General features: G+C 73.4%; 12 protein-coding genes. 4 read left to right on the forward strand and 8 right to left on the reverse strand.

The window, feature by feature from the left end; genetic code table 11:
• The first annotated feature begins 23 nt into the window (after positions 1-23).
• Positions 24-755 carry a DUF7873 family protein gene (locus OG861_RS28050; protein ID WP_329192859.1) on the forward strand — a complete coding sequence of 244 codons (732 nt, stop codon included), beginning with the start codon at positions 24-26 and terminating at the stop codon, positions 753-755.
• 402 nt (positions 756-1,157) lie between these two features.
• Here OG861_RS28050 and OG861_RS28055 read toward each other — a convergent pair whose 3' ends face one another.
• From OG861_RS28055 to OG861_RS28065, 3 genes are all read right to left on the reverse strand, one after another.
• Positions 1,158-1,886, reverse strand: coding sequence for an anti-sigma factor family protein (locus OG861_RS28055; RefSeq protein ID WP_329192857.1), 729 nt, complete (start codon positions 1,884-1,886; stop codon positions 1,158-1,160).
• Positions 1,883-2,485 (reverse strand): sigma-70 family RNA polymerase sigma factor, encoded by a 603-nt coding sequence (locus OG861_RS28060; RefSeq protein ID WP_329192855.1) that lies wholly within the window; start codon positions 2,483-2,485, stop codon positions 1,883-1,885. Before OG861_RS28060 ends, OG861_RS28055 begins: the two co-directional genes overlap by 4 nt.
• 100 nt (positions 2,486-2,585) lie before the next feature.
• The gene (locus OG861_RS28065) at positions 2,586-3,566 is read right to left on the reverse strand and encodes a DUF1996 domain-containing protein (protein WP_329192853.1); all 981 of its coding nucleotides are present in this window, start codon (positions 3,564-3,566) and stop codon (positions 2,586-2,588) included.
• A gap of 171 nt (positions 3,567-3,737) precedes the next feature.
• Between OG861_RS28065 and OG861_RS28070 the strand changes: the two genes are divergently transcribed.
• From OG861_RS28070 to OG861_RS28080, 3 genes are all read left to right on the forward strand, one after another.
• Positions 3,738-4,481: a DUF1838 family protein gene (locus OG861_RS28070; protein WP_329192851.1), complete on the forward strand. Its 744-nt coding sequence runs from the start codon at positions 3,738-3,740 to the stop codon at positions 4,479-4,481.
• A gap of 369 nt (positions 4,482-4,850) precedes the next feature.
• Positions 4,851-6,626, forward strand: a complete 1,776-nt coding sequence (locus OG861_RS28075) for a S8 family serine peptidase (protein ID WP_329201976.1) — start codon at positions 4,851-4,853, stop codon at positions 6,624-6,626.
• A gap of 222 nt (positions 6,627-6,848) precedes the next feature.
• Positions 6,849-9,614 (forward strand): helix-turn-helix transcriptional regulator, encoded by a 2,766-nt coding sequence (locus tag OG861_RS28080; protein ID WP_329192849.1) that lies wholly within the window; start codon positions 6,849-6,851, stop codon positions 9,612-9,614.
• Between the two features lie 15 nt (positions 9,615-9,629).
• On the opposite strand, the gene OG861_RS28085 is transcribed toward OG861_RS28080, so the two are convergent.
• The 5 genes from OG861_RS28085 to OG861_RS28105 form a co-directional block, all read right to left on the reverse strand.
• A complete protein-coding gene (locus tag OG861_RS28085) occupies positions 9,630-10,550 on the reverse strand; it encodes a glycoside hydrolase family 19 protein (RefSeq protein ID WP_443056431.1) in 921 nt (306 codons plus the stop codon).
• A gap of 232 nt (positions 10,551-10,782) precedes the next feature.
• Positions 10,783-11,193 carry a rodlin gene (locus OG861_RS28090; RefSeq protein WP_329192847.1) on the reverse strand — a complete coding sequence of 137 codons (411 nt, stop codon included), beginning with the start codon at positions 11,191-11,193 and terminating at the stop codon, positions 10,783-10,785.
• Between the two features lie 179 nt (positions 11,194-11,372).
• Complete coding sequence (locus tag OG861_RS28095; protein ID WP_329192845.1) at positions 11,373-11,564, reverse strand: DUF5302 domain-containing protein; 192 nt, start codon at positions 11,562-11,564, stop codon at positions 11,373-11,375.
• A gap of 90 nt (positions 11,565-11,654) precedes the next feature.
• On the reverse strand, positions 11,655-11,930 hold the full coding sequence (locus tag OG861_RS28100) for a hypothetical protein (protein WP_329192843.1): 276 nt from the start codon (positions 11,928-11,930) through the stop codon (positions 11,655-11,657).
• On the reverse strand, positions 11,927-12,640 hold the full coding sequence (locus OG861_RS28105; protein ID WP_329192841.1) for a GmrSD restriction endonuclease domain-containing protein: 714 nt from the start codon (positions 12,638-12,640) through the stop codon (positions 11,927-11,929). Before OG861_RS28105 ends, OG861_RS28100 begins: the two co-directional genes overlap by 4 nt.
• Positions 12,641-12,794: the final 154 nt, after the last annotated feature.

Raw genomic sequence — 12,794 nt, forward strand, 5'->3', positions numbered from 1 at the left:
AGGAGCCCTGCTAAGTTGATCGCGTGCCCAAGCTGAATCAGATCATCGCCGTCGAAAAGGGCGTCAAGTCCAAGTCGCTCCAGGAGCTGACCCAGGCTCACCAGGACGTCCAGAAGCCCGCCCTGCTCGCGGGCATCTCCCGGACCTACCAGCCCAAGGACGAGGAGGGCGAGCAACTGCCGCCCGAGTCCACCCGGGTGCAGATCAAGGCCGAGGACGTGCTGCGTGCGACCGCAGGCACCCTCACCCGCCTCTTCGACGTGACGGCCACGAAGGACTGGGCCAACCGCAGCGCCGCCGCCGACGTGGTCGTCGACGGGCAGGTGCTGCTGGCCCAGGTGCCGGTCCCGTACCTGCTCTTCCTGGAGAAGCAGCTCACGGACCTGCACACCTTCGTGCGGAAGCTGCCGGTGCTGGACGCCTCGGAGTCCTGGAACCTGGATCCCTCGACGGACTCGTGGAAGACCGACCCGGTCCGCACCATCCGCACGAAGAAGGTCCCGCGCAACCACGTGAAGGCGGAGGCGACCGACAAGCACCCGGCCCAGGTCGAGGTGTACTACGAGGACGTCCCGGTCGGCTACTGGACCACGGTGAAGTTCTCCGGGGCGCTGCCCGCGCGCCGCGTGAACGAACTCCTCGACCGGGTCGAGAAGATCCAGCAGGCCGTCAAATACGCCCGCGAGGAGGCCAACAGCGTGGAGGTCACCGACCAGCGGATCGGTGACGCCGTGTTCGGCTACCTGTTCAGGTAGCCCCCGGATCGCCCCCCGTGCGAGCGGGGGGTGGCGCGAAGAGCGCAAGCTGAAACTGATGTTGAAGCTGACATGGGGTGTCAGTTGGGGGTTCGAATCCCTCCCCCCGCACCACGCGCGGGGGTGGCCCAAGCTGGCAGAGGCGGCCCCTGAATCTCAGATTCTCGCTCCAGTCTCAGTATTCGCCGCCGAACACCGGATCGACCGAGCGCGGACGATCATCGACGGATGGGGGTTCAAGTCCCTCCTGCGCCTCTCCTCGTGGCGCGGTAGTTCAAAGGCAGAACACGTCGGTTTAAGACTGATCCGCGACTCTTAAACGCCGCCGGTGTGCGCAATTGGGTGGCACGCAGGAGCCCGGGAACTGGATATGTTCCCGGGCTCCGTCACGTCCGGGGGGCGTCAGGCCCGGACCGGGACCGCGACGAAGGTCTTGCCCGCCTCGTTCTCGACCAGGACCTCCTTGACGTCGGCCGCCGCCACCGCCGCCGAGCCGTCCAGTGCGGCGCCCTTGCCCTCGCCGAGTTCCGTGGTGCCCACGACCCAGCCGCCCGCCGTGCTGCGCGTACCGTCCCGGGAGACCACCACCAGCCGGCAGCGCTCGCCCGCCGGCACACCGGTCACGGCCGCGTGCACCCGTACCCATGCCGCCGCCGGCACCACCTGCACCGTCATCCGGGTTCCCGTGCCCCGGTCCGTCGCCGAGGCCACCCGGGTCCCGGGCACCGCCGACGGCGCGGACGATGCGGACGGGGACGGCGGCGGGGCCCCGGCGACGTCGTCCGCGCCGCCCGTGCCCAGTTGAGTACCGGCCCAGAACACGGCGGCCAGCGCGGCGGCCGCGGCCACTCCCGTCAGCCCGTAGCGCCGGCGCGCCCGCGCCGCGCGCTCGCTGCGCACCTGGCGCAGCGTCCGGCGCAGCAGCAGGTCACCGCCCTGCGGGGGCCCGTCGAGGAACGCCTCCGCGGGGACCTCCCCCAGGGCCCTCTCCATCTCGCGCAACGCGGCCACCTCCTCCCGGCACTGCACGCAGTCGCCGACGTGCTCCTCGACGCGCCGTACGTCCGCCTCGTCGAGGACTCCGAGTACGTACGGGCCGAGGAGTTCCTCCTCGTGCCGCTGCCGGCTCATGCCACCACCTCCCGCAGTCCGCCGGGCTGCTGGGGCGGCCTGCCCGATCGTTTGCTCCTGTTGCCTTCCCCGGTGCCGTCCGCGAAGACCTCCCGCAGGGCCTTGAGGGCGTAGTGCGCACGCGATTTGACCGTGCCCGCCGGAATGCCGAGCCGGTCGGCGGCCTCGGCGACGCTGTGCTCGCGGTAGTACAACTCGGTCAGGACGTCCCGGTGTTCCGGGGTGAGCCGGTCCAGTGCGCCGAGCACCGTCATGGTGTCGACGACCAAGTCCGCGTGGTCCACCTCCACCGCGGGAGCGGCAGCCGCACCGGAAACCTCCGGCGGCCGGGCGGCCTTCGCGCGGTAGCGGTCGGTGATGATGTTGCGGGCGACGGTGAGAAGCCAGCCGCGTACCGAGCCCTTCCCGTTGACGAGGACCTCGGAGTGCCGCCAGGCCCGCAGGAGGGTCTCCTGCACCACGTCCTCGGCGGCGGCCCGGTCCCCGGTGAGCCGGGTGGCGTAGGCGAGCAGGGCGTGGCCGTGCTCCTCGTACACCGACGTGATCAGTGCCTCATCGGTCGAGCCCCGCCGAGTGCGGGGCCACAGTGGTCCGGCCATCTCACCCTCTCCGTCTTCCTCGCTTGCGTGGGTGCGGTCCGAACACGAGCCCCGGCCGGCCCCGGTTCATGTGACCCGCGTCACGGGCCGGGTGCGGGGATCAGGTACGGCAGGTGCGGCCGTCGTTGAGGCAGTCGGCCACGTCCCGCATCCGCTCGTCGGTCATCACGTCCACGAACATCGCGTGGTCCGTCTTGGGGCTGTGCAGCTGCTCGGGGAAGGAGTCGAGCGCGAAGGGCACTCCCGGGGGCAGGTCGTACGCCAGCGACACGCGCAGCTGGGGAACCGGGAAGGTGCCCTGGGGGCAGACGCCGCTGGCGGCGGGGAACAGCAGGTGCGAGCGGTGTCCGGGGCTGTCGGTGTCCAGCCCGTTCCAGCAGCTGGGGAAGACCAGGGTCCGGGTGACGCGCTGCCCGGCGGGACAGCGCGGATAGTGCGCGGAGGCCCGACCGGGGGAGCCCGAACACCCCCACCGGGCCCGGACCTGCGCCTCGGGGCCCGCCGTGTACGCGAGCGCGTCGCCGGTCACCGCGCGCAGGAACCGGGGCATCGGCACCACCTTCTCGACCGGGCTGCCCCGGAACTCCACCGTCACCGCCGCCTCCGGCACGATCTCGCCGGCGTTGCCGTGTCCCGCCGCGTTCTCGTGCGGATCCCGGCCCGGCCGGTCCGTGCGGCGCAGGACCGGCCAGTAGTACGTCGACCGGTCGCCGCCCGTGCAGCTGGTGGCCGCGGCCGCCAGGGAGGCGTCCGTGGACAGCGCGTCGGTGGACAGGTTCCCCACGTAGGCGTGGGTGTGGTGGGCGCCCGCCGACAGCCCCGGGGAGACCACCAGGTTGTCCTGGTTGTAGTGCCCTTCGCCGTTGCGGCCGCAATCCACCGTCACCGTGCCGCTCGACGCGTCGGGGCCGGCGGGGAGCAGTCCCGGCTCGGGGGACATGTCGCGCGGGGCGGCGAAGTCCGCCGCCGCAGAGCCCGCGCGCGGCCCGGCCGCGCGCGACGCCCCGAGCACGGCGGCGCACAGCCCGCCGCCCAGGACCAGGCAGACCAGCAGCGCGAGCAGTCGGTGTTCGTTCCCCATGGCGCTCACGGTTGCCGGTGCCCGCCACCCGAGTCAACCGCGCCCGCCCGCGGCCGCCCGGGCCCGGACGGCCGGCCCCTGCACCCGCTGCCGTCAACGCACCGGCACCCGAGGCCGGTTGGCCGCGCCGCTCCTTGCCGGGGCGACCGCCGACCGCGCACAGTGGACGCCATGACGCCCGCCGAGCTCCTCCTCGCCCTCGCCCGCACCCGCGCCTCGCTCGACGGCAGCGAGGTGACCTTCTGGTGGACCGGAGACGTCCACTCCTGGGCACCGGGAGAGCCCTACCGGCACCTCTTCGGCTTCGAGGGCCTCAACGTGGCCCGGCTGGCCGCCGGCGAGGGCGAGGAGGAGGGGACGTACCGGCTCCTCACCCGGGAAGCCGCCTTCTACCTGGACCCGCGCAGCCGCGAGATCCTGGAGACCTGGGAGGGCAAGCCGGTGGTGCACGTCTGGAACGACCCGGCGAACCAGGCCTGGCGGCCCTTCCCCGTGCCCGTGACCGACCTCGGCGACCAGGTCTGTTTCAGCCTGGAGATCCCCCTCTCCTACCCCTCGCCGCTGCCCGTCGCCCAGTACCCGCTGAACTCGGCGGACGACACCTACCGGGCCCTGGAGCTGTTCCAGTTCTTCGCGCCGGCGACCGTCCTGACGACCGACGCGCCCAGCGTCCCCGCCACGATGTCCTGGACCCGGATGTCCCCGTGGCTGCCCTGGATGGAACAGGGCGCGCGGCCCGGCGGCCTCACCTTCCACTGTCGCGGTCGCAAACTCGCCTCCTACGAAGACGCCCCCGAACGCACCCGCGCGTACATCGCCGCCCACCACCCGGAGTTCGCCCACGCCCCCGAGAAGTGGACCGGGCCGAACGAGACCAGCTGGACCTACTTCCGCACCCTCCACCCGCCCCGATAGCCCCCTGGGCACGGGCAGGGGGGCGACAAGGGTTTTCCCCGTATCGAGTTCATCCCCGCGTTGCCTACTGTCTGCCCACCGGCGGTCTTCCCCGCCACGAACGGCCCCCGCACCAACCCCACATGGTGTGAAGCCTTGCGAGGCCGGGCCAGATCGCCGGTACCGCCGTTGCCCCGCCCCGCCGTCGCGGCCGGGCAACGCGGCGCGCGGTGGTGTCCGGAGCGGGTCTGACCAGCCCGCTCCCGGCCCGCCCCGGCCGCCGGTTCACCTCCCACACAGCTCGAACCGGCCGCTCCGGCATGCCCGGAAACGGCCCGCGAAAGGGAACACGTGCACGCATCCAGACGTCGGCTCATATCCGTGGTGGCCATGTCCGTCACCCTGCTGGCGGGCTCCGCCACCGCCTCGGTGGCCGTGACCGGCTCCTCGGACCCCGCCACCACCCTCCCGGCCGCCGCGGCCCCCGCCGCCCCGGGCGCCGCGCCCGTGCAGAACCTGATCGTCGGATACAAGGCCTCCGCCGCCGAAGCCGGCTCCAACAGCGCGGCCGCCGACGACGCCGCCGCCAAGGGGAAGAAGGCCGGCAAGAAGGCGAAGTTCGACCGCCGCCTCGGCACCGGCGCCGCCCTCGTCAGCCTGGGTGGTGCGACCGCCCCGGCCGACGCGGCCGACGTGATGGCCCAGTTCCGTGCCGACCCCGACGTCGCCTACGTCGAGCCGGACTCCCGCGCCTACGCCATGGCCACCCCGAACGACACCGAGTACGCCAAGCAGTGGGACCTCTTCGAGGCCACCGCCGGCATGAACGTGCCCGCCGCCTGGGACAAGTCGACCGGCTCCGGCGTCACCGTCGCCGTCATCGACACCGGCTACGTGACCCACTCCGACGTCGCCCCCAACATCGTCGCCGGATACGACTTCATCAGCGACTCCACCGCCGCCCGCGACGGCAACGGCCGCGACGGCAACCCGGCCGACCAGGGCGACTGGAGCGCGGCGGGCGAGTGCGGCACCGGCTCCACGGCCAGCGGCTCCTCCTGGCACGGCACCCACGTCGCCGGCACCATCGCCGCGGCCACCAACAACGCCAAGGGCGTCGCCGGCATCGCGTACAACGCGAAGATCCAGCCCGTCCGCGTCCTCGGCAAGTGCGGCGGCGCCACCTCGGACATCGTCGACGCCATCACCTGGGCCTCCGGCGGCTCCGTCCCCGGCGTCCCGGCGAACGCCACCCCCGCCAAGGTCATCAACATGAGCCTCGGCGGCTCGGGCACCTGCGGCACCAGCTACCAGAACGCCATCAACGCGGCAGTCGCCCGCGGCACCACCGTCGTGGTCGCCGCCGGCAACAGCAACGCCGACGCGTCGGGCTTCACCCCCGCCAGCTGCAACAACGTGATCACGGTGGCCGCCTCCAACCGGACCGGCGACCGCTCCTTCTACTCCAACTTCGGTACCCGCATCGACATCACCGCCCCCGGCGGTGAGACCCGCCGCGCCACCGATACCCCCGGCACCGTCACCACCCCCGAGAACGGCATCCTCTCCTCGCTGAACGCGGGCACCACCACCCCGGGCGCGGAGATCTACAAGCCGTACCAGGGCACCAGCATGGCCTCCCCCCACGTCGCGGGTCTCGCCGCGCTCCTGGTGGCCGCCAAGCCGTCCCTCACCCCGGCGCAGGTCAAGGCGGCCATCAAGGCCAATGCCCGGCCGCTCGCCGGAACCTGCACCGGCGGCTGCGGCGCCGGCCTCGCCGACGCGGCCGCCACCGTGAACGCCGTCACCTCCACCCCGGTCACCCCGGTGTTCGAGAACACCACGGACGTCGCGATCCCGGACAACGGCGGCGCCGTGTCCTCCTCGGTCACCGTCTCCGGCATCACGGGCAACGCCCCGGCCGCCCTCAAGGTGAACGTCGACATCAAGCACACCTACCGCGGTGACCTCGTCATCGACCTGGTCGCGCCGGGCGGCACGGTCAAGCGGCTCCAGAGCTCCTCGGGCGACAGCGCGGACAACGTGCTCACCACCTACACCGTGGACGCCTCCGCCCTGCCCGCCAACGGCACCTGGCAGCTGCGCGTCCAGGACGTGGCCGCCGCCGACACGGGCTACATCGACTCCTGGAGCCTCGGCTTCTGAGCCCGCCGCCACGGCCCTGACGGGCCGATGGTACGGACCAACACCAGCGTCGATTCCGACCCCCGGACCTGCCGGTACCTCCCGTACCGGCAGGTCCGCCGGGCATTGCGGCCGGCCGACTGATTTCTGCGTCACAATGAGGGTCCGCCAGGCAGCCGACCTCGTATTGTCGCGCTCACAGGAAAGGCACAGGGCAGGGGCGCGAAAGGCTGGTGGCTGTGCGTGGCGGCGACGGGGAACGCTGACACAAGTGTCGGACACGGTGAACTCATCGCGGCGGTCGACCGCGCGCTGACCACCCACGGCCGGGCGATCCTCACCGGGCCCGCCGGCGCCGGCAAGACCGAGGTGGTGCGCGCCGTCGCGGCCGCTGCCGAAGCACGCCGCGAAACCGTGCTCCACCTCGCCCCGGAAGCCGCCGACCAGTCGATACCCGAGGCCTCGGCCGCCGCACTGCTCGCCTCCGTCCCCGGCGCCGCCCTCGAACGGCTCGCCGGGCCCCAGCGCACCGCGATCGCCCTCCTGCGCCGGGAGACCGACACGCCGGGCGCCGGCCGCGACCACGTGGCGCTGCGCCTCGCCGTCGTCGAGGTGCTGCGCACCCTCGCCGCCCGCAACCCCGTGCTGCTCGTCATCGACAACGCCCAGTGGCTCGACGCCGAAAGCACCGGTCTGCTCCGCTTCGCCCTGCGCCTGACCCCGCCCCGGGTCCGGGTCCTGGTCGCCGAATGCGTGCAGGGCGGCGCCCCCGTCGCCGGACCGCTCTGCGGCCCCGCCACCCCCGCGGTGCGGGTGCCCCCGCTCGGCGCGGACGAGGTCGCCGAACTGCTCGTGCGCCACGGGCTGCCCGCCCGCCTCGCCGGCCGCATCCACCAGGCCAGCGGCGGCAACCCGCGCCTCGCCCTCGCCCTCGGCCACTCGCTCACCGAAGCCGCCGGCACCCGCGACGGCGCACCCGGCGCCCACCACGCCGACACGCTGCCCGTCTCCGGACAGGCCCGCGAAGTCGCCCGCAGGCTCCTCGCCGAGGCCCCCGCCCGGGCCCGCCGCACCCTGCTCCTCGCCGCCCTCGCCTCCCGCCCCACGACCGCCCTGCTGCGCCGGGCCGGCAGCCCCGACGCCGAAGCGGAACTGGCCGAGGCGGAACGGGCCGCGCTGGTCACCGTCGGGGAGGACGGCGCCGTCCGCTTCACCGCCGGCGCATTGCCCACGGCACTGGCCGCCGACGCGGGCTGGCCCGAGAGGGCCGCCGGGCACGCCGCGCTCGCCGCCGCCGTGGACGACCCCGTCCAGGCCGTACGGCACCGGGCGCTGGCCGTGGACACCCCCGACGCCCGTCTCGCCGCCGAGATCACCGAAGCCGCCGCCGCCTGCCGCCGTCGCGGTCAGCGGGCGCTGGCCGCCGAACTCGGGCTGCTCGCCGCCGAACGCACCCCCTGCGACCGGCCCGAGGAGGAACTGGCCCGGCTGGTCACGGCCGCCGAGGACGCGGGCTGGGCGGGCCGCGCCGACCTCGCCCGCCGCGCCACCCGCGCCGTCCTCGCCCGCGACGCCTCGCCCGCCGACCGGGTCCGCGCCCGCCTCGCCGTGATCGACGCCGCCGGGCAGGCACTGGCCGACCTCGACGAGACCTTCGCCTACGCCATCGACGACGCCGCCGGGGACCCGGCGCTGCTGGCCGCCGTCCGGCTGAGGGTCGCCTGGAAGCACAACCTCAGCGACGGCGACCCCGTACGCTCGCGCGACGCGGCGGCCGAAGCCGGGGCCCTGGCCGCGCTCGGCGGAGACCAGGTCGCCGAAGCCATGGCCTTGACCGTGCGGGCCCGCATGGGCCGCATCCTCGGCGACCCCGATGCCGAGGACATCCTCGCCGAGGCACTCGCCCTGCCCGCCCCCGAAGTGCCGCTCGGCATGCGCAACGCGCCCCAGTACCTCGCCGTCCGGCACGCCCTCTTCGACGACCGTCTGGAGGAAGCCCACCGCCAACTCCTCGCCCTGCTGCCCGCCGTGCAGCGCACCGGTTCCTCCGAGGACGTCTTCGAGGTGCTGCGCAGCCTCACCGAGGTCGAACTGCGGCGCGGCAGGTGCGCGGCCGGGGCCGCGCACGCCCGGCGCGCCCTGGAGCTCACCATCGAGGCGGGCCTGTCGCCGGGCCCCGCCTGGTACGTCGCCGCGACGGCCGAGGCCACGGGCGGCAGCTTCGCCCGCGCCGCCGGCTACGCCCGGCGCGGCATCCAGGCCTCCGAGGAGGAACACGACCAGGTCTTCCTCTCCCGGAGCCTGTACGCCCTCGGCCTCGTCGAACTGGCCACGGGCGACGCCGCGAAGGCCGTGGCCACGCTGCGCCGGGTCGCCGGCCTGGAAGAGGCTCAGCAGGTGGTCGACCCCTCCATCCTGCGCTGGCACGGGGACCTCGCCGAGGCCCTGGTCGCGGCCGACGCCCCCGGCGAAGCCGCGGAACTCCTGGACTCCGTCCGTACGGTGGCCCGCGCGCTCGGGCGCACCGGCGTCCTGGCCGCCCTCGACCGGGCCCAGGGGCTGTGCCTGTCCGCGCAGGGCGACGCGGAGGCGGCCGTGGCCCTGCTGGAGGCCACGGCCCTGCGGTTCGAGGAGCTCGGGCTGCCCCTCGAACGCGGCCGTACGCTCCTGGCCCTGGCCCGCGTCGAACGCCGCCGCCGACGCCGTGCCCCGGCCCGTACCGCGCTGCGGGAAGCGGCCGAGGTGTTCGACCGGGCCGGGGCGAAGCCGTGGCTGGACCTGGCCCGGGAGAGCGCTCCCGAAGCCGCTGCCCTGCACCCCGGGGTGGCGGCGCTGACCGAGGCCGAGACCCGCCTCGCGCTGCTCGTCAGCCAGGGCGCGAGCAACCAGGAAGCCGCCGCGAAGCTCTTCCTCAGCGTGAAGACGGTGGAGTCCCGGCTCACCCGCATCTACCAGAAGCTCGACGTCCGTTCGCGGGCCCAGCTGGCGACGGCCCTGCGCACGCGCTGAGCAGGGGCGGGCGGGTCAGCAGGTGAGGTGGTCGCCCGGGGTGACGCCCAGCAGCCGGGTGAAGCTCTCGTAGGCGTTCACCCGGCTCTGGACCTGCGCCGGGTTGCCGCCGTTGCACTCCAGGGAGCCGTTGATGGAGCGGATCGTCTCGCCGAAGCCGGCGCCGTTGACCATGGCGGCGTGGGCGGTCATGGTGCCCGGGCCGTTCTGGGTGTTCCAGTACCAAAGGGCCGTCTTCATCGCGACGGCCGGGTCCTGCTCCACGAGGTAGGGGTTGGCGAGCAGGTTGATGCCGAGTGCGTCGCCCGCCGCCTTGTAGTTGAAGTTCCAGCTCAGCTGGATGGGGCCGCGTCCATAGTAGGCGGCCTGCCCGGCGGGGCAGCCGTAGGGCTGGGACGCGTCGCAGTAGTGCGGATAGTTGGCGGTGTTCTGCTCGACGACGTAGACGAGCCCGCCGGTCTCGTGGGAGACGTTGGCGAGGAAGGCGGCGGCCTCGCGCCGCTTGACGGTGTCGTCCCCGGTGTGCGCGAAGGCCGGGTACGCAGAGAGCGCCGCGACCAGCCCGTTGTAGGTGTAGAAGGAGTTCCGGTTCGGGAACATCTGGTTGAACTGGGCCTCGCTGACGACGAATCCCGACGGGTTGCCGGTGCCGGGGTCGGGGTCCTGGCCACCACCGCCGCAGGCGCCCTGGTCCGACCAGACCCCCCACTGTCCGGTGGTGCCGGGGGTCTCGCCCTGGGTCCACCACTTGGCCTGCCAGTTGTGTCCGCCGTACGAGGCGCTCATGCCGTTCGTGTAGACGGCGGCGGCCGTCCAGGAACCGGCGCAGGCGGGGGCCGCGGCGGCGGGGGAGGCGGGCAGGGCAAGGGCGACGCCGAGGGTCACGGCGGTGGCCGCGGCCAGGGAGAGGGCGCGGCGGCGTAGCGCACGGATCACGGAACTGCTCCTTCAGTGGGGGGAGTTGCCGGGGATGTCAGGTGGGGGGCAACTACGGCCACTGAAGCGAAAGTGGTCTGAACCTGTCAAGGTCTAGACCAAAGCTGTTGCATTTGGACAGAAGCCGGCCGACTGCTCCTGGCCCGCGCGAGCGCCGGACGCGAGCGCCGACGCGAACGCCGGACCGGCGTGACGGCCGAGGCCGTCACGCCGGTCCGGGGACGAAGAGCGGTCAGCTGTTGGCGGACAGGTTCCCGGACAGGACCGGGATGTTGTCCAGGATGTGCGAGAGCGACTCGTCGCCCTTGGCCTGGGTGCTGTTCTCCGTGCACTGCTGGTTCTGCGGGTTGGACAGGACGTTGATGTCCTGGACGCCGATGTTGAGCAGGGCAATGAGCGACTGCACGTTCGCCTTGGCCGGCAGGCCGACGCAGAGCTTGTTCAGCGAACCCTGGACCAGGCTCAGCTGCGGGCTCATGGCGCCCTCGGTCTTCTGGTTGCCGTAGATCTGGGCGGCGCCGTTGCCGTTGACGGTGTTCACGCCGTTGTCGTTGCCGATCGCCATCGCCGGGGTGGCGGCGAGGGCGCCGGCGCCGACTACGGAAGCGGCGACCGCGGCGGTGGCCATGAACTTCTTGAGCATGGTGAGGAATCCTTCTGTCGCATGAGCTGTCCCCGGCGGGTACGACCGGATCAACTAGCGACCTGCCCGGGGGTTATCACCCGTCACCCATGCGGCCCAACGATCAGAGGACCGTCGAGGCGGGGCGCCCGCTGGGCGGCGCACCCCGCACAGGGGTCCCGGCCGCCCGGCGGAACGCGTCAGCCGGTCTTGCGGCGCACCTTCTTGTTCTTGCCGCCGGGGCCGCTGCTGGCGCCCTGCACCTTCGCCCGGCTCTGGTGGGCCTGCTGCGAATGGGCGTTCGCCGCGTTGCGCTCCAGGGCCTCGCGGAACTTGCGCTTGGCCTCCTCGGCGGGGGATTCGTCCTGCGGGGTGTCGGTCTCGTCGGCCATGGGGTCCTCCTGGGAGTGATGGAGCCACCTCAGTCTGTCAGCCCGCAGCCACGCTGACCAGCGCGTTCCCCGCGGCGGCCGGCTGACCGGTCAAGCACCGGGACGCGGAGCCCGCGCGCCGCCGCCCGCGCGGACGGCGCGCAGGGCCGCCAGGTGGAGGGCGTGCGGGTCACCGTGGGCGACGGGACTGCCGGTCAGGGTGTACCACTCGTCGGCGTCGAGGTACTGGATCTCGAAGCGGACCTTGCCGTCCGGTCCGGCGACGGTGCGCAGGGTGAGTTCCCCGGTGATCACGCCGACCTCGTCGGTCATGGCGCCGCCGCGCCCGGCGAGGACGTCGTCCTGCCACTGCCCGGGCGCGGTCATGAGGCGCAGGTGTCGATCATCGTGGTGAGCATGGCTTTCTCCGGTGGGGTGACGGTCAGCCCGTAGTAGGACTTGACGGTGGTCCAGGCGCGCCCGTACTGGCACCAGCTCGTCTTGTCCGGCGGCTGCCACAGGTCCGGGCTCTGGTCGCCCTTCGACCGGTTGGAGGCCGCCGAGACGGCCAGCAACTGGGGGCGCGTCAGGTCGTTGGCGAAGGCCTTGCGTTTGGCGGCGTCCCAGCCGGCCGCGCCGGAGCGCCAGCCCTCGGCGAGCGGGACCATGTGGTCGATGTCCAGCTTCGCCGGGTCGCCGACCTGCGCGCCGTCGTACAGGCTCTTCCACGTGCCGGACACCGCCCGGCACTGCGCGTCCTGGGTGACGTTCTTGCCGTCGCGCCGCAGGACGACCTCACGGGTGTCGCACTTGTCGCCCTGCTCGGCCCAGTGCGTGAACTTGTCGCGGCTGTACCCGGCCATCGTCCCCGGCTTGCCGACCACCAGCGCGGCCAGCTGCGTGCGGGCCACGGCCGCGCTGACCATGCCGGGCAGTACGTCCCCCGGAGCGGGTTTCGCGTCACCGCCGGCCGGGGGCCCGCCGGTGGCCCCGCCCCGCCCGCCGTCCGCGTCCCCGCCGGGCTGAGCGCACCCGGCAAGCCCCAGCAGCAGCGCCGCGGCCACCGCCGCGCCCCGCAGCCCCGCCTGACGACCCATGAACCCCACCCCGCCCCGAACTCCGTGCGCTGTCCCGGGAAGCGTACCCAGCCTGGCCCGTCCCACCGCCCTGGACCCGCGCGAGCCGCTTCGAGGACGACGCGACCGCCCCCGGTCGTCCAGGAGGACCGGGGGCGGTACGGGTGCGGGTGGC

It is taken from the genome of Streptomyces sp. NBC_00539 (assembly GCF_036346105.1).
In the GTDB taxonomy this organism is placed as follows: Bacteria; Actinomycetota; Actinomycetes; order Streptomycetales; family Streptomycetaceae; genus Streptomyces.